Source organism: Pectobacterium sp. CFBP8739, assembly GCF_013449375.1.
In the GTDB taxonomy this organism is placed as follows: Bacteria; Pseudomonadota; Gammaproteobacteria; order Enterobacterales; family Enterobacteriaceae; genus Pectobacterium.
Map to the genome: position 1 here is coordinate 33849 of NZ_JACDRR010000028.1, position 22395 is coordinate 56243.

Sequence of the window (22395 nt, forward strand, 5' to 3'; positions counted from 1 at the left end):
TTCCCTATTCATCCAACTGCGATGGTTTTCGGGAATAAAATGAATAAGTCGATACCGCTGAAAAAAACCGCGATCGCTTGGCCTGCTCTGCCGATAGCACGGGTCTATTCGCTTGTCGTGCCAATAGTCGTGTCGCTTGTCGTACCACTAATTGTACCGCTGGCGCTGCTGGCCCTGTGGTATATCAGCACTCACTACGGTTGGATGCCCGCCCAGATTCTCCCGGCTCCTGACGTCGTCGCTAAAACCGCCGTCGAGCTTTGGCATAACGATCTTCTGCCGCAGCTTTTCATTAGCCTGCAACGGTTAGCCAGCGGCCTGCTGGCGGGGTTACTCGCAGGAACACTGCTCGGTGCGCTCATGGGTGCTTCACGTCGCGCTGAACATCTGTTGCACTCGGCGGTCTACGCGCTGGCACAGATCCCGACGCTGGGTTGGATCCCGCTATTTATGGTGCTGTTCGGTATTGATGACGGCTTGAAACTCGCCGTCATCATCAAGGCGGTGATTATTCCGGTCACGCTGCATACGCAAACGGGCGTGCGTAATGTCCCGCCTGCGCTACAAGAAGTCGCTCGTACCCTGCGCCTGCCGTGGCACCAGCGCCTCATCAAGTTAACACTGCCTAGCACATTTCCCACCTGGCTAATCGGCTTACGGCTGGCGCTCTCACAGGCGTGGGTATCGCTAATCGTGGTCGAACTGCTCGCGTCGTCTCAGGGCATTGGCTACCTGCTGGTCTGGGGACGTCAGTTGTTCCAGCTAGACATTGTATTTGTCTGCATCGCCATCATCGGGCTGGCGGGACTGGCGATGGAGTGGGCAATCAACCAGTTAGAACGTCGTCTAGTTTTCTGGCCGCACCCGCCGCTTGGCCGCTTAACCTCGACGCCGTCTCGCCGCTTATCGGCGCTGGTTTTACCGTTCCTGCTTCTGCTGCTCTGGCAACAGGCCAGCCATCTTGGTTGGATCGACCCGTCACTGCTTCCCCCACCCGCCGACGTGTGGCACACGCTGCTGCAAGGCATGCGTGACGGTTCGCTCACCGACGCGATGCAGGCCAGTGTGACCCGTGTGCTAGCAGGTGCAGTATGCGGCATTGTCGCTGGCCTCATAGGTGGCGTACTGCTGGGGCTAAACGCCACCAGCGACGCCCTCTTTACGCCCACGGTCGCGACGCTGCGCCAGATCGCGCTGTTTGCCTGGCTGCCGCTGCTGACTGCCTGGGTCGGTAACGACGAAGCTGGAAAAATCACGTTTGTCGCGCTGGCTTCTTTCTTTCCGATGCTGGTAGCCTGCCATCGCGGCATCCGCCAGCGTTCAACAGCCTTACAGGAAGTCGCACAGGTGTTACAGCTCCGCCTCTCGACCCGCTTGCGGGTACTGATTTTGCCTGGAGCCGCCCCCGCGATCTTCGCCGGTTTGCGCCTGTCGCTGATTTACGCCTGGCTTGGGACTATCGGCGCAGAATATTTCATGTCATCCGGTACTGGGATCGGCAGCCTGATGATCAACGCCCAACAGCTACTTGATATGCCCCTGATTATCAGCGGCATGCTGCTGATTGGATTAACGGGCGCGGTGCTCGACCGTGTCGGATTAGGTCTGGAACAACGGATGACGCGCTGGCGTTCCGCAGGAGAAATCGCATGACGTCCACTCCCCTTGATGTGCCGCCGCCGGTCGTGCAGTTCGATCACCTTCGTAAACAGTTTCGCGTACAGGGTGAGACGCTGACGGTGATTGAGGATTTTTCCCTGTCGATTCACAGCGGCGAGCTGGTCGCCATTGTTGGCAGCAGCGGCTGCGGCAAATCCACGCTGTTGCGTATGTTGGTTGGCCTGGACAACGACTATCAGGGACATGTGCTGGTCGAAGGAAACACCGTGCGCGGCATCGGACGTGAGCGCGGTATGGTGTTTCAGGAACCGCGCCTGTTTCCGTGGCTGACGGTACGGCAAAACATCGCGCTCGGGCTGGCGAATGAGTCAATCAACGACAAAGAACGAAAGCGCCTGATCGACCACTTTATTCAGCTCGTGCATTTGCAGGATTTTGCCGATGCCCTGCCTGCCCAGCTTTCTGGCGGCATGGCCCAGCGTGTGGCTATCGCACGCGGACTCGTTGCCAATCCGCGAATCCTAATGCTGGATGAACCGTTTGGTGCGCTGGATGCATTAACCCGCCAGCAGATGCAACAGGAGCTGCGCCGCATTCATCAGGCGGAGGGCACGACCACACTGCTGGTCACCCACGACGTCGAAGAAGCCGTCTATCTCGCCGATCGCGTCGTCGTGCTGGCACCACGACCGGGGCGCATCCGCCAGATTGCGACGATTTCGCTACCGCATCCGCGCCAGCGTGACAGCCAGATCTTCCACCAGCAGTGCAGCGACCTGCTCGCACTGCTGACACAGCCTGCCGATACGGCGGCCGCTTTCTCTTCTCTGAACACGTAACTACTGGAGCACCATTATGGGACACCCTTCCGTCTACCCGACCGGCACAACGATTTACAACCCGGAAAAAGCCTGGGGCGGCTACACCGTCTTTCAGGCGTTGGAACGCGGTGCCGTGCTGGTGGATATGAACGGCACCGAACTGCGCCTGTGGGAAGGCCTGCACGGCTTCCCCAACAAAATCCTGCCCGGCGGTTACATCCTCGGGCATAGCGGCGAACGCGATTCGCGCTACGGCATGCAGGACATGGTCGATCTGATTCAGGTGGACTGGGACGGCAACGTCGTCTGGAAATTTAACGGCTATGAACACATCACCGACCCCGACCTTCCGCCTGAATGGATGGCGCGCGTCCATCATGATTATCAACGCAGCGGTAATCCGGTCGGCTACTACGCACCAGGTCAGGAACCGCAGTCGATTGGCGGTAACACGCTATTGCTGGCGCACACCAACCTGCACAATGAACGCATCAGCGACAAACTACTGCTCGACGACACCATCATCGAGGTGGACTGGGAAGGTAACATCTTGTGGGAATGGCGTTGCAGCGACCATTTCGATGAACTGGGCTTTGACGACGACGCGAAAACCGCGCTGTACAACAATCCTAACCTGCGCAAAAGCGGCGGCGGGATGGGCGACTGGATGCACATCAACTCCATGTCGGCACTCGGCCCCAATCCGTGGTTCGATCAAGGCGATACCCGTTTCCACCCAGATAACATCATCTGGGACGCGCGCGAGTCCAACATCATCGCCATCATCGACAAGCAGAGCGGCCATATCGTCTGGCAGCTTGGCCCGAATTACAACACGCCGGAACTCAAACACATTGGCTGGATAATCGGCCAGCATCACGCACATATGATCCCCGCAGGCTTGCCGGGCGCGGGCAATATTCTGGTGTTTGATAACGGCGGCTGGGCAGGCTACGGCGCGCCCAATCCGGCATCGGCCGACGGAGTGAAAAACGCCTGGCGTGACTATTCCCGCGTGCTGGAAATCAACCCGGTGACGCTGGATATTGTCTGGCGCTACTCACCCTACGAAGCGGGTATTCCACACCCGACCGATGCCTTCCGTTTTTACAGCCCGTACATCAGTAATATCCAGCGCCTGCCGAACGGCAATACGCTAATTAATGAAGGCGCCAACGGTCGACTATTTGAAGTCACCGTCGATCACGAGATTGTTTGGGAGTTTATTTCCCCCTACTGGGGTAAGACGGTGAACACCAACATGCTGTATCGCGCCTACCGCGTACCCTACGACTGGGTGCCACAGCTGTCACGTCCACAGGAAACCCCGGTGATCGCCCCCGATAACACCCAGCTACGTCAGCCCGGCGCCGCTGCGCCCGGCTTCGCCAGCGTGATTCGTATTGACGGCACGCGCCCCTACAAGAAGAGCGGCGATGCCCTGTGCGTCGCAACCGACAGCGAAGACCTCAAGCGCAGTCCGAAGCTCTTTGCTGTCAACCGCGAGCGCTTTGCCCCACTGGCCGCCGACGACTGGCCTGCACTGACAACCCAACAGGGTCCACAACTGCTGTTGGTCGGCGCAGAGCGCTGCGTCCACTGCAAAAGCCTCTACCGCCAGCTAGAAACGATCCTGGATAACGAGGAATATCGCCAGTTGCAGAGCCATTATCTGGACGCCGATCATCACATTACCCTGACGGAAAAATTGGTGGTCAGAACGTTGCCGACCTTACTCTGGATCGAAAACGGTGAAGAGCTTGCTCGCTTAAGCGGCGCACAGCAGCCCGAACGCCTGCGCCAGTGGCTTGTCGCTCAACAGAGATAAATCTCACGTCTTAACGCGATCTCGCTCTCAGTGAGATCGCGTCTATCTATCTGTACACTGGCTCTTACACAAATGCCTCAACTTGCGGCGGTTGATATCCGGCTTAAAAAATTATGCAGCGGTGGGCGTGGCCGCCGAGTGAGCGGCATCAATGCGCCAATTTATACGCGTTAGATCACATTTCCTTTGCATCACTTCATTGCATTTTGTTATGTTATTACATATCGATTCACGCTAACCGTATACATAGCCATGACCAATTGGGACAGACACACAGACGCTATTCTTCAGGTAGAAAACCTCAGCCTGTCTATTGCCGGTGAAACCAAAGTCAGCGATATCAGCTTTACGCTGTCCGCGGGCGAGCGTGTCTGTTTACTCGGCGCATCCGGTTCCGGTAAGTCTCTCACCGCCAAAGCGATCATCGGCACACCGCCAGCAGGCTGTCAGAGTCGCGGCAGTATTCGAATCAATGGTGAAGACGTCAGCCAGTTGAAAGCCCTGGCGCGCCCGCAGGCCGGACGCGTCTCTGCCGTGTTCCAAGACTCGGCAACAGCGCTTAATCCCCTCATGCCGCTGGGAAAACAGCTGTCATTGGCGTTGAAAACCCCCTCTTCCGCTGAACTTTCTGCGCTGCTTAGCGCCATGAAGCTGGATGATATTCCCAACCTGTTGCAACGCTATCCTGCCGAACTGTCCGGCGGACAGCGCCAGCGCATTTGTATTACCCTCGCCCTACTCGGAAAAACGCGCCTGCTGGTGGCGGATGAACCCACAACCGCGCTGGATGTCATGACCCAGCAGCAGGTATTGCAGGTCTTACAGGAACGTAGCGTGCAGCCGGATGCACCCGCCCTGCTGTTTATTACGCATGATATCGCTGTCGCCGCCCAGCTCTGCCAACGCGGTCTGGTGATGGAGAACGGGCAGATCGTAGAATCCGGCAGTATGCTGCAATTGCTGAATGCGCCACAGCAGCCGTATACCCGCAGTCTGGTCGCTGCCGCCCGTCGCGCTGACACGCTTTTATCCGACAATGTGTTACTGACAAATGTACGGCCTTCAGCCGCTGTAGGAGCACTTGCCGGATGAACCACCACCTGCATGCGGTTCCCACGCCGTTTTTAAGCCTCGAACACGTCAGTCGCTATCGCCAGACGTCACGTTTACCGTGGCAAAAGGCGGAGCCTGCTAGCGCCATTTTTCACGACCTATCGCTGAATCTGCAACAGCATGAACGCGTCGGTCTGGTTGGCGCTTCCGGCTGTGGCAAATCCACGCTGCTGAGAACCCTGCTCGCGCTTGAAGCGCCGGACGGTGGCGCAGTGTACTGCGACGGCAACCTGATTACGTCCGGTTCGGTGCGCTCACTACTTTGGTATCGCCGCCGCGTTCAGTATATTCCGCAGGATCCAGCCGGTTCCCTTGCGCCACGCCAGCGCGTCGCCGACCTCCTCATTGAGCCGCTGAAACGACTCCGTCCCGATGAACGTTGGCGCATCAGTGAAAATCATTCGGCCCGCCTGCGTGACGTCATGGATCAGGTGGGGCTAAGCGCCACGCTTCTGGACAAGGTCGCCGGCCAGCTTTCCGGTGGGCAGGCACAGCGCGTCGCGCTGGCACGAGCGCTAATGGTTCAGCCCGAATTTTTACTGGCGGATGAGCCCGTCAGCGGCCTGGATCTGCCGCTGCGTGAACAGGTTAAAACCCTGCTACAACAGGTTGCCGAACAAAACAAGATGGGCCTGCTGATGGTATCGCACGATATTTCCATGCTCGCCGGGCTGTGCGACAGAATGCTAGTCATGGATAACGGCCGCATCATCGAAGATCGCCCGACAACTGACGTGCTGGCCTCACCACAGCAGGCGCACACCGCCCGTCTATTGCAGGCGGTACCCGCGCTATCGACCTTCGGCTATTAGCTCGCCGAAAACGCGCTTTTCACAATAAAATATCGCTTTGATAACACATTCCCCATAACGGGCTTTTTATAACGGATGATTGAATGTCAGACCTTACCGCCAGCCGCACTCCACGACCTTACCCGCCACTGCTTCTGGGCAGCCAGCTTGTTTTCAACATTGGTTTTTATGCCGTCGTGCCATTTCTGGCAATTTTCTTACGCGATGACATGCTGCTTTCCGGCTGGGCCATCGGGCTGGTGATTGGCTTACGCACCTTTTCTCAGCAGGGCATGTTCTTAGTCGGTGGTGCGCTGGCCGATCGCTTTGGTGCGCGCGTGATCATCCTATGCGGCTGCATCGTGCGTATCAGCGGCTATCTCCTGCTGGCACTGGGCGATTCGCTATGGCCGATTATTCTCGGTGCCTGTCTGACCGGCGTCGGCGGTGCGCTGTTCTCCCCCGCGATTGAAGCATTACTGGCACAGGCCGGTACGCAAAGTGAAAAAGAGGGAAAACGCAGTCGCTCCGAGTGGTTCGCCCTGTTTGCCATTTGCGGCGAGTTAGGCGCGGTGTTGGGGCCACTACTCGGTTCCGTTCTGGCTGGGTACGGATTCCAGCGCGTGGCGCTTGCCGGTGCGGGCGTCTTTGTCATCGCACTCATTGTCCTGTTTTTCAGCCTGCCGCCGACGCAGCGTAATCGGGGAGAATTGCAGATTGCCCCGTGGTGGGAAACGTTCCGCCAGCGGCGCTTTGTGGTATTCATTATTGCTTACAGCGCTTACCTGTTCAGCTACAACCAGCTCTATCTGGCGCTGCCGGTTGAACTACACCGCTCCGGCAGCAGCGAGAAAGACCTCGGGCCGCTGTTTGTCCTGGCGTCACTGCTGGTCATTGTATTACAGCTTCCTTTGGCGCGTTTTGCTCGCCGGATGGGTGCGGCACGTATGCTGCCGCTGGGCTTCGCGTTGCTGTCTGCCTCGTTCCTTAGCGTCGCACTGTTTGCCTCCAGCACGCCGCCAGAAGGATGGCAGCGCCTGCTTCCGGCTATCTCATTTATTACCCTGTTAACACTGGGGCAGATGTTAATCGTCCCCGTTGGCATGGATCTCATCCCGCGTTTTGCCAACAACCAGAACCTGGGGGCGCACTATGGCGCGCTGGCATCGATGGGCGGCATTGCTGTTCTGCTCGGTAACTTTATCCTCGGCAGCCAGCTCGATCGCGCGCTGACGCCATCGCCACAGGCCGCTATTCCGTGGGTGCTGCTCGCGGCGGTGCCGCTGTGCAGTTCGCTGGCGATGATGGTTATCTGCCGCCCGTTTAAATCCGCTTCAACTGTGAATGAATAAGGACAGACTGATGAATATGCGTAATCGCCTGTGGCCTGTTTCCGGCCTGCTATCAGCCACGCTGCTGCTTTCAGGCTGCTTCAACGAGCCGGAGGAAAAGCACACCTCGCATCATGACGGTCGCATCAAACTGGCAATGCTTCAACCGCCGCGCTCTGGCCTGACGCCGCTGAGCGATGATGCCTTTAAGCTGTCGCGCTGGAGCACGGCAGAAACGCTGGTGGTGCTCGACAAACTCGGCGAAGCCCAACCCGCGTTGGCGACAAAATGGCAGCAGATCGATGATAAATCCTGGCGTTTTGAACTGCGCCCCAACGTCCATTTTCACGATAACACCACGTTAAACGCCGCCACAGTGGTTAACGCACTCACCGTAGCATCCACCGCTGCTCCCAAGCCGCGTATTCTGGACGGCGTGCAGTTAACGGTGAAAGCCGATGGCGATAACGCCGTGATTGTTTCTACCGCTAAAGCGGATCCGTTGCTGCCTCAGCGCTTATCCAGCCCGCAGTTAGCGATTCTCTCCACCGCGGCATACGGTAAAAATGGCGTCGTTAACCCGATCAATACCGGAAGCGGCCCGTTTGTTCTGCGTAGCGTCAGTGGCACCAGCAGCGCGGTACTGGACAGATTCGACGGTTACTGGGGTGAGAAAGCACAGGCCAGCGGCATCGATGTCAGCTTTGTTTCTGACGGCACCGCGCGCGCGGCTGCATTGCGTACCGGCACAGCAGACATTGTCGAAGCCATTCCGGTTTCTCAGGCACCGCTGTTGGATCAATCGCTGGTGCATGAAGTCCCGATGCCGCGCACCAATACGCTATATCTGAATACGCGCCAAGGTGTGATGCAAGATCCCGCGATGCGTGCAGCCGTGCGTGATGCGATCAATCGCCAACAGTTGGTGGATAACGTCTATGAGAAGCGTGCCGATATCGCGCAGGGTCTGTTAGGTCCCGCACTACCGTGGGCGGCGGAACTGCGCCAGCCGGTGGCGAATCCGGTCAAAGCCGGTACACCTGCGGGGGCGACGATCACGCTGGCCACCTTCAGCGATCGCGCCGAGCTGCCTGAGGTGGCGGTCTATCTGGCGCAGCAGCTTACCGCCGCGGGATTTACGGTGAAACAGGTGGTGCGTGAGTATGCACAGATTGAGTCCGACGCGCTGGCAGGCAAATTTGACGCCTTTATTTTATCCCGCGCGACGGTGCTGGATTCCGGCGATCCGGTGGCTTATCTGTACAGCGATTTTGCCTGCGAAGGGTCGTTCAACATCGCGCAGCTGTGCCACCCAGAGATCGATCAGGCGTTACAAAAAGCGGCTGCGATTCCAGCGGGTGAAGCTCGTCGTCAGGCCATCATGCAGGTAGAGAATCTGATCCTTGCCAGTGATGCCGCGATCCCAATGCTGCATGAACGCGTGATTCAAGGTGAGAGCGCACAGGTAAAGGACGCCCTGCGTGACCCGCGTGAACGTACGCTGATTAACGCCGCTACGCACATTGTCGCCAGCGCTAAATAACGGGTAACCCGCCCAGTAACCAGAAAGATGACGAGTTTATGAGTGAATCGCTCTATTGCCGCACCTGTGCGACCCTCCGCCAGACGCAACGCCCGCGATACGGCCTGCTGATTCCGCTGTTTTCGCGGCTGCTGACGCTGGCGGGCATTGTGGTGCTGATTGGTATGCTGCCGTGGTTGTCCGGTCAGGATCCGGCGCTGGCGCTACTACGTGCCCGTTCCGGCGAGCAGGAAGCGACGGCGGAAACGCTCAACGCGATTCGTCATTCTCTCGGGCTGGATCAGGGACCGCTGCGCCTACTGCTGAACTGGCTAACGGGGTTGTTGCACGGTGATGCAGGCAACTCCTGGGTTTCAGGCCGCCCTGTGCTCCCAGGGATGCTACAGGCGGCGGGTGTCTCGCTCACGCTGATGGCTACCTCGGCGCTGGTTGCCTTCACGCTGGCGGCCATGCTGTGCGCGCCGACCTTTCGGCACGGATTACGTGGTCAGATTCATCGTTCAGGCGGCCTGTTTGCCGCCTTATTTACCGCGCTGCCCGAATTTCTGCTGGCATCCTTTTTGCTGATCGTCGGTGCCATCTGGTTACAGTGGTTCCCGCCTTATGGCTGGCAGGGCTTGCACTACGTCGTGCTCCCGTCTCTGGCGCTCGGTATTCCGGCAGGCGGCTACCTTGGCCGGATCATTTCCGATGCGATCTCCGCCACTTTTAGCGAAAACTGGCTTACCACCTGGAGCGTGGCAGGCGTCAGCCGTCGTCATATCGCACTGGCGGTGCTGAAGCGCACGTTGCCGAGCGTCATGCCGCTGGTCGGGCTGGTGCTGGTCTCATTAACCGGCGGAGCCATCGCCGTCGAAAAAGTCTTTGCGATTCCCGGGCTCGGACGCGCGACACTGGGTGCCGCCGCCGCGCAGGATCTACCTGCCTTGCAGGTTGGCGTGCTGATTCTGTTACTCATCGCCTCGTTGGCGGGGATGGCGGCCAGCGGCGTACGGCTGCTGATTCTCGGGCGCGCGCTGCGGAGCGGCGCGATGCCCGTACCGGAAGAGCACGGTAGCCCTGCCTCTCGCTATGCCGTCTGGCTGCCGATTCTCTGTGTGCTGCTGCTGGCGCTGCTGTTGCTGGCTGGCCTGCCGCGTGATCCCTATACTTCGGCCTTTCTGCGTCTGCAACCACCGTCGTTCCTGCTGCCTTTTGGCGCGGATGCGATGGGGCGTGATTTGCTGGCACGCGTCGCACACGGTACGTTAAATACCTGTCTGCTGGCGCTGGTAGTCTCGCTGGCCTGTCTGGCTATCGGACTGTTGGTTGGGCTGTTTCCGCGTCTGCTCACCGGCCCCATTGAAGTCACTAACGCCCTGCCGCCAGTGATTGCCGGGCTGCTGGTTGCTGCGGTAAACGGCCCGACGGCAACGGGTGCGGCGATTGCCGTCATTGCCGTCAGTTGGGCACCACTTGCAGCCCACACGGCGGCACTGGTGGCTGAAATCAATGCGCGCCCTTATATTCGAATGCTGCCGATTCTCGGCGTCGGCCCGATACGGCGCAGCCTGTTCTATATTCTGCCCGCGCTGATTGGCCCGCTTTTCCGTCACGCAATGCTAAAACTGCCAGGCATCGCGCTGGCGCTGGCATCGCTCGGCTTTTTAGGTCTGGGCGCCTCCCCGCCGACACCAGAATGGGGACGCGTGCTGGCAGAAGGGATGCCGTATATCGAACGTGCCTTCTGGGGCGTGCTGGCACCGGCGGCCGCACTCGGCGTATTGTCGATACTGGCCGTGAGCGCGGCGAATCTCTCCGGTCGCCACAAGCACTAATCTATCGAGGGAGACCGCCTAAGCGCTGGCTTATCTTCACGCTTACCGCTCCGCCAGATTTCACGATGGCGGGACTGTGCATGTTCAGTTACGCTGTGAGCTAACTTCTGCCTAAGTACAGAATTTAAAGGAGAGAATATGCATAACAGCGGATCCCACGTCAGTCTTACCGTCACGCAGGCTCTGGATAAACTGGAAGCGCTGTATGATGACGCCGTCTCAGCGCTGCGCGACGCCATCGGGGACTTCATCAATGATGGCACCCTGCCCGATGCCAACGCGCGTGCGGCGGGATTATTTTCCTACCCGGCCTTGCGCGTCAGTTGGAACGGCAATTCGACCGGCCATCCCCGCCATCGCGCCTATGGACGTTTCACCCATCCCGGTAGCTACTCCACCACCGTGACCCGTCCGGCATTCCTGCGTGCTTATCTGACAGAACAGTTGGCGTTGCTGGAGGGGGATTATGATGTCACCATTGAGGTCAGCCCGTCTCAGCAGGAAATCCCGTTCCCCTACGTACTCGACGGTTCCGATCTGATTCTTGACCGCTCCATGAGCGCGGGCATCGCCAAACATTTCCCCACCACGGAACTGTCACAGATTGGAGACGAGACGGCCGATGGGTTGTTTCATGCCACCACCACATCACCGCTGTCGCACTTCGACGCGCTGCGCACCGATTTCTCGCTGGCGCGGCTTCGTCACTACACCGGCACGCCGGTGGAACATATTCAGCCATTCATTCTTTTCACCAACTACACCCGTTATGTCGATGAGTTTGTGCGCTGGGCGTGTGCGCAAATTGCCGATCCCGATAGCCCCTATGAAGCGCTATCCTGCGCGGGCGGTATCTACATCACCGCCGACACGCCTAACCCAGAGCAGACGGTGTCCGATCTGGCCTGGAAGAACCACCAGATGCCTGCCTATCATCTGATTCCTCGTCAAGGGAAAGGGATTACGATGGTCAACATTGGCGTCGGGCCATCCAATGCCAAAACCATCTGCGACCACCTTGCGGTGATGCGTCCGCATGCCTGGCTGATGATCGGCCACTGCGGCGGCCTGCGCGAGAGTCAGTCCATCGGTGACTATGTGCTGGCGCACGCTTACCTGCGTGACGATCACGTACTGGATGCGGTGTTGCCGCCTGACATCCCGATTCCTAGCATCGCCGAAGTGCAGCGCGCGCTGTACGACGCCACCAAGATGGTCAGCGGTATGCCGGGAGAAGAGGTTAAACAGCGCCTACGTACTGGCACGGTGGTGACTACCGATGACCGCAACTGGGAATTACGCTACGCCGCCTCCGCCCTGCGCTTTAACCTCAGTCGTGCCGTTGCGGTAGATATGGAAAGTGCGACGATTGCCGCCCAGGGTTACCGCTTCCGTGTCCCTTACGGCACGCTGCTGTGCGTTTCGGATAAGCCGTTGCACGGTGAAATCAAGCTGCCAGGACAGGCGAACCGTTTCTATGAAGGGGCAATTTCGGAGCATTTGCAGATTGGCATCTGCGCTATCGATCTGCTGCGGGCGGAAAGCGACAAGCTACACTCGCGCAAACTGCGTACCTTTAACGAACCGCCGTTCCGCTAGTCACAGAATGTGAGCTCCAGTAGGCAACCGCCTGTCAGGGGTTGCCCGCTCCGCTACCGGCGTGCTGCAATCGTTTTTGGGTTACGGTTAAAATAGCGCGTAAATGCCAGACTGAAATTAGCGGGATGCCGATAGCCAACTTGCCAGGCCGTCTGCGCCACCTGAAATCCCTGATCCAACAACTGATGCGCCCGCTCCATACGCATCCGCAATAGCATCTGACCCGGTGTGGTCGCGAAGCAGCGATGAAACCCAAGTTTGAGTCTGGATTCGCTCATCCCCGCCTGCGTCGCCATGCAGGCCAGCGTCAGCGGTTCAGCCAGATGTTCACGCATCCACCGGCATACCTGTTCCAGTTGCTGCCGCTCCTGTAGATGAATAGCACCACGCCTTTCTTCCGGCTGTAGGAAGTGGCGGTGCTGCGATAACAGGCTTAAGGCGTGGATATGACGACTCAGCGGATCGGCGTCGCCACACAGTGCATTCACATGAACCTGGCTGGCTACAGAGACGGGCGCAAACGCACGCTGCTGAACCCCGTCGGCATTGAACAGCTGTTCCGCACAGTCCGTGCCAAAATAACGCGCCACCGCCGTTTTCCCCACTAGCAAGCGTAGCTGATCGATCTGTTGTTGCGCCTGATAATGACGTTCACCTACGCTGGCGCCAAACGTCGTGATCGTGACATGCTGTTGGCGAAACCAGATCTGTGAACCGCTGCGATCGTAATATGCTGACTCCCCTGCCAGCGCAAACGTCATGACCAACATGGGTTGCGAATGTGGGTTCTGCGTTTCTTCCACTAAAGCGCAGCGCGGACGGTACTGCGAACGAACCAGCGACAGCTCGGCATCAATACAGCTGAAATCCGACCAACATTCACCGATATTGTCCGGCAGGAGACGGCGAGCGCCTGAGAGACTCACCTCGCTAGCACTGCACCGCTCGTCTGCTAGTTTTTCACGTTGCCTTTGTCGCCTTTGCATCCCCTTCCCCCGCCGTTTCGCATAGGAAAAACGCCGTCTCGCATAACAATGAACATAATAACGATTCTCATTTATAGATAGCATATTCCCTACCGACTGACCATCAATGAGGCAGACCACTTATGAATCCATTAGAGACATTATGGCAACTGGCCGCCAGCAGCGTACAAGCCGATGCTTTACATTTGGCGCTGGAGCAGCAGATTTTTGACCGACTGGAAGCGATCACCACGCCGGAACAGTTGGCGGCAGAGTTGGGCTGGCAGCCAGAGAAAACCGGATTTCTGCTCGACATGCTGTGGAGTATGCAATTTTTGACGCGCCATCACGACGGCTATCGCACCGCCCCAGCCTGCGCCGCCGTACTCTGTCGCAGCCGTTCGCGGTTTCTGGGCGATGCCTGGCGTTTTCGCCTCACCAGCCTACGCCAGTTTGGTCAGGGGCTTGGTGACGGGATGCGTCAGCCACTGCCAGCACAGCTAAGCGAGTTACCGCGTGACGCTGCATGGGCCAATGCGGCAGAGCGACAGATCGCTCAAGAGCAGCGTTCGATAACGGCAGACCTTGCCGATAGTCTGCTCTCCAGTCTGCCGGATTTCCCACACATCAGACACATTCTCGATTTGGGCGGTGGCCCTGGTTGGGTGGCGATTACGCTGGCGCTGCGCCACGCGCAGATCTCCGGCACGGTGTATGATCTGCCGCAAACCGCCGCCGTGGCACAGCGTAATATTGATGCCGCCGGATTATCCACAAGGCTGTCGGCACACAGCGGCGCGTTTCCTGTCGAAAAATACGATCTGATTTGGAGTTCTTCTTTCCTGCATTTTGTCGAAGATATTCCCACCATGCTGGTTACACTCCACAACGCGCTAACGTCAGAAGGCACGCTGGTGCTGGCACAGGCAGAAATCGCGGAAGAAGCCGATGCCGCCGCCCCAATTCTGCCGTTTTATCTGTCGATGCAAATGAGCGGACGCCACGTCACGCGAGAAGGTCAACTGACGCAGTGGCTACTGGCTGCTGGCTTTACCTCTGTCGAAACCCGACGTCATCAGGCATTTCCCATGGCGCCGTTGAATGTGTTGATCGCCCGTAAACACCCATAACCGTGCACTACGGGCCATACATTCCTGAATGTAAGACGCACCCAGAATGTAAAAAGCCAGTCAGCAAACGCTGACTGGCAAACAACACCTTTAATAATATTCTCTGCTTTATTATTCCTTATTTTCACGCTATCGCTGACGTGCTGGCGACCCTATCTTTTCATTATCAGAAACGGGTCCAGTCAGATGCCCCTCGAGGTGAAGCTTTAGCTGAAACAGGAAGCATCGCGACCAGCGACAGCGTCTCCGTTGCTGGCTGCTTGGACACCGAACGTTCATAGCCTGCAATCTTGAACACCGAAACCTCTCTGACGAGTTGATCCGCTTGTTCCTTGAGACTTTGCGCCGCCGCTGCGGACTCTTCCACCAACGCCGCATTTTGCTGTGTTGTTTGGTCCATTTGGCTAACCGCGATCCCGACCTGTTCAACCCCCGTCGACTGCTCGGCACTGGCAGAGCTAATCTCTGATACGGTATCGCTCAACTGGCGGATGGACATCACCACTTGCTGCATGGTTTCCCCCGCTTTATTCACCAATACCGAACCCCGTTCGACACGTTCAACGCTCGCCGTAATCAGATTTTTGATCTCTTTCGCGGCTTCCGCACTGCGCTGTGCCAGATTACGCACTTCCCCCGCCACAACGGCGAATCCTCGCCCTTGCTCGCCCGCTCGAGCAGCCTCAACGGCGGCGTTAAGCGCCAAAATATTCGTCTGGAACGCAATGCTGTCGATGACGTTGATAATGTCTGCAATACTGCGCGAACTTTCATTAATGGACTTCATTGTGCCCACCACGTCATTGACAACCTCCCCCCCCTCACGCGCAACGTTACTCGCATTTTGCGCCAGCACGTTAGCCTGACGGGCATTGTCGGCATTGTTTTTTACCGTCATCCCTAATTGCGTCATGGTTGAAGAGGTTTCTTCGAGTGCGCTCGCCTGCTCTTCGGTCCGTGATGACAAATCCGCGTTACCCTGAGCAATCTGCATACTGGCCGTCGCGACACTCTCTGCATTATTCCTGACGCCAATCACCATCCGCGTCAACGCAGCCTGCATCTCCTTCATTTCTTCCAGCAGCAAACCCGTTTCATCACGGCTATTCACCTCAATTGAACCGCTCAAATCCCCCGCGCTGATACGCTTTGCAGAGGAAAGTGCGGTGAATAACGGAACGGTGACGCTGCGGGTTAATGACCAGGCGGTAAGGCACCCAAAAACGGTTGAGAGCGCAGACAATATGAGTATCCACACGAGCGCATTTGAAATATAGGCTTTCGTTATCTGTTTGGCATCATCAACATACGCAGTCTGTAATTCGGTAAATTCACGCAGTTTGGCAAAATAAACCGCTTGAATATTAGCAATATCACCAAATACCAGCTCTGTTGCCAGCGCATCCTCATCGTCCATCGCATAGCCAATCGCTTTATTAATGCTCAGGCTATATTGTTTCCTGATATCGATAAGTTGATTAAATAACACCCGCGCCCGATCCGAATTGACCATCCCATCAAGCTTTTTATATATCTCACTAGCCGTGTCCGTCGTTTTTGCTATGGTTGCCTTCAGTTCTTGTTTTTCCTGATTTCTGTCTGCGGGGAGGAGAATGATATCCCGCAGCGTGCGGACGTTGGTATTCAATACATCTTGAATATCGCGCAGCATATCAACTTTGACCATTCTATCTTCAGTGACTTTATCAAATTCAGCACCAATGTTTTTCATGAAATAATAGCTAATAGATGACAAAATCAAGGTCATTACAATCAGCAAACCAAACCCAAGAAAAAGCCGATTGCCAATTTTTATATTTTTAAAAAAAATCATGTTAGCACCAGAATATTACATTTTAAAAATTATTACCCAATAATGATTAACGACAAGTTCTGCTGCCATCTGTTTAATAAAAAACATCACAGAATCTAAAACAGCCTATTATCACGCTGGGCACCCTGGCTTATCTAAATCTCTTATTTTCTGATGTATGTAGCAGAATGCTGGCATAAGAAATCCATTTAGCCATATATTTTATTTCTCACCTTTCCTGAGTGTTGATGATGCTCACCTACTGAAACGATTTACTTGATTAATTAACTTCCCGTTTACCTTGGCTCTAAAAAAACCATTAACGACACAGAAAACCTCATTACTGTGCAATTAAAAAAACAATAACTTCATTCAATAATGAATAGCCATTACATGTATTAGCATTATCGTAAATATAAAAATCCCGCTATCAAACCAGCTAGAGTCTATAACTGTACACTATCATAAATGGAATATCGATCGAAAATAACGATCATTAAACCACTCAATTTCATCTATTCGATCGTTTTTTTCTATCAAAAAATAATAAAGGGAAAATTCTTATTCCCATTAATTAAAAACACTTTATAAGTTAGAATGCTAATAATTTAGGTTGAATAACAACATCCTCGACCTCATTACCTTCCAAGGTGTTCAATACAGTGTAACGTGACTGAACTAATTAGATTTAAAGCATAATCGCAGAGGCCTGCTTATCGCATGAGGATCAAAAAAGCCAGTCAGTGAGGGCTGACTGGCTTTCGGGCTGAACCTAATAGGGTGCTGCGTGTTTCCGTCTCGTTTTTCACTCTACCGCATATTCCTTCATTTTATTTTCGTCAGGCATCGTGCCATTGAGTTTCTTTAGCACTTCCTTCGCTTCCTTCAGCACGCGGGTACACTGCTCGCGCGTGATGGTAAGCGGTGGCTCTATCCTGACCGATTTGGCATTATTCAGGGTGCCCGCCACCAGAACATTACGTTGGAATAGTTCTTTCGCGAAGGCATACCCGATCTCGTTTTTCCTGAACTCGATAGCCTGTAACAGCCCCATTCCTCGCGCTTCGATAATCAATTGAGGATACTCGGCCGCCAACTGCTGCAAGCCCTGTAACAAAAACGCCCCTTGTATCGCCGCCTGTTCCGGCAGATTCTTCGTCAGCAATTCATTGACGGTCGCCAACGCCGCCGCGCAGGCCAGCGGGTTGCCGCCAAACGTGGTCGTATGCAGGAACGGATTTTCAAACAGCACGGAGAAGACCTCTTCCGTCGCCACCGTGGCACCAATCGGCATCACGCCGCCGCCCAACGCCTTCGCCAGACACAGAATGTCAGGCTGCACGCCATAATGCTCACAGGCGAACATCTTGCCCGTACGTCCCATGCCAGTTTGTACCTCATCCAGAATCAGCAATGCCCCAACCTCATCGCACAATGCTCTGACCGCAGGCAAGTAATTTTCCGGTGGCACAATCACGCCGCCTTCTCCCTGAATGGGTTCAAGGATAATGGCAGCCACGTCATCGCCGGTCTTCTGGCATTGTTGAACCTGCTTACGCATGGCGCTGATATCACCAAAAGGCACATGATGGAAGCCGGGTAACAGCGGCATAAACGGACGACGAAACGCAGGCTTGGCGGTGGCTGAAAGCGCCCCCAGCGATTTACCATGGAACGCGCCAGTCGCAGCAATAAAGGTATATTTTCCGCGCGGCGACTGGTAAGCCTTCGCCAGTTTCAGCGCCGCTTCAACCGATTCCGTTCCGCTGTTGCAGAAGAAACTGTATTTCAGATCGCCCGGCGTCAGTGCCGCCAGCGTTTTTGCCAGCAGCCCCCGCAGCGGGTCGAGCAGTTCCTGACTGTGCAGCGGTTGTCTGGCGAGCTGGCGCTCCACAGCAGCAATCACATTAGGGTTGCGATGCCCAACATTGAAAATGCCGTAACCACCGAGGCAGTCCAGATATTCATTCCCTTGGGTATCAATCAGCGTATTCGGGCCGCTGGCGCGCCATTCGACTGCACCGTAATCGCCGCCGTTGGTGACAGATTTTCGGTACTCCAGAAAACCTGGGTTGACGTATTCACGAAAACAACTCAAAACTTCTCGATTCAGTGCCGCCATGTCATCGTGGGATAGCGTGTCACTATGAATCCAATGCAGTGCCTGCTGAGTACACTCTAGCGGGGTAAGGTGGGCGTTTGATCTGGACAAAATGCGCTCCTTGAAAACGGACATCACGTGATGCCAATTTAATTAATGCACATAACACGCCAGTCGCCCGCCCCAAATCATAATAAAATACAAAAACGCGATCTAAACCAAAAATCCAGCATATAGTTTGAACTAATTTTTAATATTCAAAATTAATAACCAGTCAGAAGAGTGAATATCAGAGTGAAGGTGAGTGGAAAATCTCATGATGCCCCGTGCGTGCCCAGCGTGCCCTCTTTTGGGGCACGCCGAGGCTGGACAAACTCGCTATTTCAGCACCTGACGTCTTTTTCAAGACAAGCGACTCCTGAGACAGAGTGAATCATCTCAATGACGGATCATGATATGGCGCACGATGGTGTAATCCTCTAGACCGTACATCGACATATCTTTGCCGTAGCCTGACAGTTTCTGCCCGCCGTGCGGCATTTCGCTCACCAGCATAAAGTGGGTATTCACCCAGGTACAGCCGTACTGTAGACAGGCGGCCAGACGGTGAGCCCGCCCGATATCGCGCGTCCAGACCGACGAGGCCAGTCCGTAATGCGAGGCATTCGCCCAGCCAATCACTTGCACTTCATCATCAAACGGTGTGATAGAGATTACAGGGCCAAACACCTCTTTCTGTACGATCTCGTCTTCCTGCTTCGCGCCCGCCAGCACCGTGGGTTGGAAGTAAAATCCCTGCCCTTTCACTCGATCGCCACCGGTCACCACTGTAATATGCGGCAGCGCTTTAGCGCGTTCGACAAACTCCACCACACGTTCCAGTTGCTGCTCAGTAATCAGCGGCCCCAGTTCGGTGGTTTCATCATGCGGATCGCCCATTTTCAGCGTCGCCACCGCCTTGCCTAATGCTTCCACGACCTTATCGTAGACGGCACGCTGCACATACAGCCGACAGGCGGCGGTACAATCTTGCCCCGCATTGTAGAAACCGAAGCTGCGGATTCCGTCAACGACTTGCTCGATATCCGCATCGTCGAAAACAATCACCGGCGCTTTGCCGCCAAGTTCCATGTGCGTCCGTTTTACGCTCGAGGCAGTATGCGACAGAATATGCGCGCCGGTCGCAATCGAGCCTGTCAGCGACACCATGTTCACTTTCTCATGCCCCGTCAGCGCATCGCCGATGTCTGCACCACGCCCGAACACGATATTCACCACACCAGCGGGCAGTATCTCCGCCAGCAGATGTGCCAGATAGAACGTGGTGAGCGGGGTTTGCTCCGCCGGTTTCAGCACCACACAGTTTCCCGCCGCCAGCGCCGGTGCCAGCTTCCACGACGCCATCATCAGCGGGTAGTTCCACGGGGCGATAGACGCCACCACGCCAACCGGATCACGGCGGATCATGGAGGTATGTCCTTCAAGATATTCCCCCGCCGCCGAACCGCTCAGGCAGCGCGCCGCGCCGGCAAAAAAACGAAACACATCAGCGACCGCAGGCACTTCATCATTCAGCGCCGCATGATAGGGTTTGCCGCAGTTTAACGATTCAAGTTTGGCAAACGCCTCGGCGTGTTCTTCAATGGTATCGGCAATCTGTAGCAATAGCGTCGCGCGCGTTTTCGGCGTGGTCTGTCCCCAGTGTGAAAAAGCGGACTCGGCAGCCAGAACCGCTGCATCAACCTGGTGCAGATCGGCCTGCGCAATGGCGGCAATTTGTTCTCCCGTCGCGGGATTGAATACTGGCAACGCTTCACCTTTCCCTGCTACCAGCTTGCCTTCTATCAGTAATTTGTCGTGCATACATTTTCCTTACAGAGAGAAAACCGTCGTATCTTTCACCACTATCTGTAAAATGTCTGTGCAAAAAACCTGCCACCTTATGTTTGATAACTCATCGATGTTTGATAACCCATCGCTTCCCTGACAGGCGATATCCTGCAAGATAAGTGTAGTCGATGGCGAAAATCCGCCAATCTGAAGAAGATTTAACTCTGCTTTTCGCTGCGGCATATGTGATAATAATTATCAATTACATTAAATTTATTATTCAGGGCTTTACCCTTCGTCGTCAACAGACAGTACCGTGCATTGTTATGGCCAGTGCTGTGCATTGTTATGGAGAACGCGGTGACAAGGGAAAGAGGTTCTGTTACCGCAGAGTCGGCGGGAAGGTCACCTGACGGGACGTTGGCATGTCAGAGTCTGAACTCAGAATGCTGTTCAACCACTATGCAGAACGGTTAGAACGCTATCTTAATCATAAACTGCGCGACCCTCAGGCAGCAGCCGATCTGGTGCAAGAGAGTTTTTTACGGTTGGCGCAACGGCTGGAACAGCAGAATGATGTAGACGACAAGAAGGCATATCTCTATAAGACAGCAAATAACTTGCTGCTCGACCATGTCCGCCACCAACAACGCTGGCAGATGGCGGCATCCGTTGACGATACGGAGGCGGCGCTGGAATACCTGCCGGATGCCGCGCCCCAGCTCGATCAAACGGCCATCGCCCAACAGGAACTGGAGCGTCTGGCAAACGTACTGGCGACGCTGCCTGAACGCACGCAACTGATATTTCATCTGCACCGGTTTGAACACATGACGCAGACGCAAATTGCTCAGCAGTTGGAAATTTCCCTCAGCACCGTAGAGAAACATCTTGCCATGACGCTGCACGCGATGATGACGAGTCGCGCCTCGTGAAAGCGATCATTATCATGAAAAGCGTCGACCACCATGAAATAATCACAAATTATTTACGGGTTTATTGCCGCCAGACGTCTACCTATTTAGAGACCCCACACACTCCAGGCCTACGACATGAACGATTATCCCCCTGAAATCCAGCAGCAGGCAGTACGCTGGGCTATACGTTTGGCCGAAGCGCCGCTGGACGATGAACAGGAACGGGCATTCCAGCACTGGCTGGCACAGGACCTGCGCCATAGCCACGCGTTGGAACAGGCAGGGAGGCTCTGGCATGGGCTCGGGTCGCTCAGCGCTGAGCAAAAACAAGTGCTGCAACCACAGCCGCCAACTACATTGCCTCTCAGACGTGTTAACCGTATGACTCAGTGGAAAATTGCGGCTTTATTGCTGCTGGGTTTCAGTCTCGGCACAACCTGGATTTCCGATGGCATCCTCATGTTACGTTCGGACTATCGTGCCGACCATCAGATTAAACAGGTTACGCTACCGGACGGCAGTAAAGTCGATATGGATGCGGGCAGCGCCATTTCGCTCGCCTATACCCCGCAAGAGCGGCGCGTCACGCTGCTGCAAGGTTCCGCCTGGTTCACCGTCGCCCCAACAACCACTCAGGAAAAACGCCCTTTCTTGGTTGATGCTGCATCAGGCACCACACAGGCGCTAGGCACGCAGTTCATCGTGCAAACGTCATCACAGACCACGACCGTCGGCGTGGTGGAACACAGTGTACAGGTCACGGCAAGCGGGCAATCATTGCAGCTTGATGAGCAACAGGCGGCACGCTACACAGAACAAGAGATGACTCGCCTCCCCAGTTGGAATAGCCGTGAGCGCGGCGACTGGCGGCGCGGCATGTTGATCTTTGATCAACAGCCGTTGGCGGTCGTGATCGCGCGTATCAATCAGTATCGCGCTGGCACGATCGTCATCCCTACATCAGCGCTGCGCCAGCGTCAGGTCAGCGGCATTTTTTCACTGAACGAACTGGATGGCGCATTGCAAACCATCGCCACCGAACTGGGTGCCAAAACCGTTTCACTCCCCGGCGTCACCGTTCTGTACTGATCTCTTTCTTCCCTGTCTTCCCCATCCCCGCCACGCCGCTCAGGCGTGGCGCTCTCTCATAAACGCCCTTTACGTTCACAAGGACGC

At 55.7% G+C, this 22395-nt stretch carries 16 protein-coding genes; 12 read left to right on the forward strand and 4 right to left on the reverse strand.

Annotation, left to right across the window (positions count from 1 at the left end; genetic code table 11):
- Positions 1-39 precede the first annotated feature (39 nt).
- The 9 genes from H0247_RS17640 (at position 40) to H0247_RS17680 (ending at position 12463) form a co-directional block, all read left to right on the forward strand.
- Positions 40-1653 (forward strand): ABC transporter permease, encoded by a 1614-nt coding sequence (locus H0247_RS17640; RefSeq protein ID WP_180743708.1) that lies wholly within the window; start codon positions 40-42, stop codon positions 1651-1653.
- Positions 1650-2459, forward strand: a complete 810-nt coding sequence (locus H0247_RS17645) for an ABC transporter ATP-binding protein (RefSeq protein ID WP_180743709.1) — start codon at positions 1650-1652, stop codon at positions 2457-2459. Before H0247_RS17640 ends, H0247_RS17645 begins: the two co-directional genes overlap by 4 nt.
- Before the next feature lie 16 nt (positions 2460-2475).
- Positions 2476-4269, forward strand: a complete 1794-nt coding sequence (locus H0247_RS17650) for an aryl-sulfate sulfotransferase (RefSeq protein WP_180743710.1) — start codon at positions 2476-2478, stop codon at positions 4267-4269.
- 252 nt (positions 4270-4521) lie between these two features.
- Positions 4522-5361, forward strand: coding sequence for an ABC transporter ATP-binding protein (locus tag H0247_RS17655; protein WP_180743711.1), 840 nt, complete (start codon positions 4522-4524; stop codon positions 5359-5361).
- A complete protein-coding gene (locus tag H0247_RS17660) occupies positions 5358-6194 on the forward strand; it encodes an ABC transporter ATP-binding protein (protein ID WP_180743712.1) in 837 nt (278 codons plus the stop codon). The genes H0247_RS17655 and H0247_RS17660 overlap by 4 nt, the downstream gene beginning before the upstream one ends.
- Positions 6195-6277: 83 nt before the next feature.
- Positions 6278-7525: an MFS transporter gene (locus tag H0247_RS17665; RefSeq protein WP_180743713.1), complete on the forward strand. Its 1248-nt coding sequence runs from the start codon at positions 6278-6280 to the stop codon at positions 7523-7525.
- Between the two features lie 10 nt (positions 7526-7535).
- Positions 7536-9047, forward strand: coding sequence for an ABC transporter substrate-binding protein (locus H0247_RS17670; protein ID WP_180743714.1), 1512 nt, complete (start codon positions 7536-7538; stop codon positions 9045-9047).
- A gap of 38 nt (positions 9048-9085) precedes the next feature.
- The gene (locus H0247_RS17675; protein ID WP_180743715.1) at positions 9086-10864 is read left to right on the forward strand and encodes an ABC transporter permease subunit; all 1779 of its coding nucleotides are present in this window, start codon (positions 9086-9088) and stop codon (positions 10862-10864) included.
- A gap of 138 nt (positions 10865-11002) precedes the next feature.
- Complete coding sequence (locus tag H0247_RS17680; RefSeq protein WP_180743716.1) at positions 11003-12463, forward strand: AMP nucleosidase; 1461 nt, start codon at positions 11003-11005, stop codon at positions 12461-12463.
- Positions 12464-12516: 53 nt separating this feature from the next.
- On the opposite strand, the gene H0247_RS17685 is transcribed toward H0247_RS17680, so the two are convergent.
- Entirely contained in the window at positions 12517-13449 is a 933-nt protein-coding gene (locus tag H0247_RS17685) for an AraC family transcriptional regulator (protein WP_180743717.1), read from the reverse strand.
- A gap of 122 nt (positions 13450-13571) precedes the next feature.
- Between H0247_RS17685 and H0247_RS17690 the strand changes: the two genes are divergently transcribed.
- Positions 13572-14558: a class I SAM-dependent methyltransferase gene (locus H0247_RS17690; protein WP_180743718.1), complete on the forward strand. Its 987-nt coding sequence runs from the start codon at positions 13572-13574 to the stop codon at positions 14556-14558.
- Positions 14559-14724: 166 nt separating this feature from the next.
- On the opposite strand, the gene H0247_RS17695 is transcribed toward H0247_RS17690, so the two are convergent.
- The 3 genes from H0247_RS17695 to patD form a co-directional block, all read right to left on the reverse strand.
- Positions 14725-16392 carry a methyl-accepting chemotaxis protein gene (locus tag H0247_RS17695; RefSeq protein WP_180743719.1) on the reverse strand — a complete coding sequence of 556 codons (1668 nt, stop codon included), beginning with the start codon at positions 16390-16392 and terminating at the stop codon, positions 14725-14727.
- A gap of 784 nt (positions 16393-17176) precedes the next feature.
- The gene (gene ygjG, locus H0247_RS17700; protein ID WP_219606804.1) at positions 17177-18583 is read right to left on the reverse strand and encodes a putrescine aminotransferase; all 1407 of its coding nucleotides are present in this window, start codon (positions 18581-18583) and stop codon (positions 17177-17179) included.
- 327 nt (positions 18584-18910) lie between these two features.
- Positions 18911-20335 (reverse strand): aminobutyraldehyde dehydrogenase, encoded by a 1425-nt coding sequence (patD, locus tag H0247_RS17705; protein WP_180743721.1) that lies wholly within the window; start codon positions 20333-20335, stop codon positions 18911-18913.
- A 392-nt stretch (positions 20336-20727) separates the two neighbouring features.
- On the opposite strand from patD, the gene H0247_RS17710 reads away from it, so the two are divergent.
- Both H0247_RS17710 and H0247_RS17715 read left to right on the forward strand, forming a co-directional pair.
- The gene (locus H0247_RS17710; RefSeq protein WP_180743722.1) at positions 20728-21237 is read left to right on the forward strand and encodes an RNA polymerase sigma factor; all 510 of its coding nucleotides are present in this window, start codon (positions 20728-20730) and stop codon (positions 21235-21237) included.
- Positions 21238-21354: 117 nt separating this feature from the next.
- Positions 21355-22308 carry a FecR domain-containing protein gene (locus tag H0247_RS17715; protein WP_180743723.1) on the forward strand — a complete coding sequence of 318 codons (954 nt, stop codon included), beginning with the start codon at positions 21355-21357 and terminating at the stop codon, positions 22306-22308.
- Positions 22309-22395: the final 87 nt, after the last annotated feature.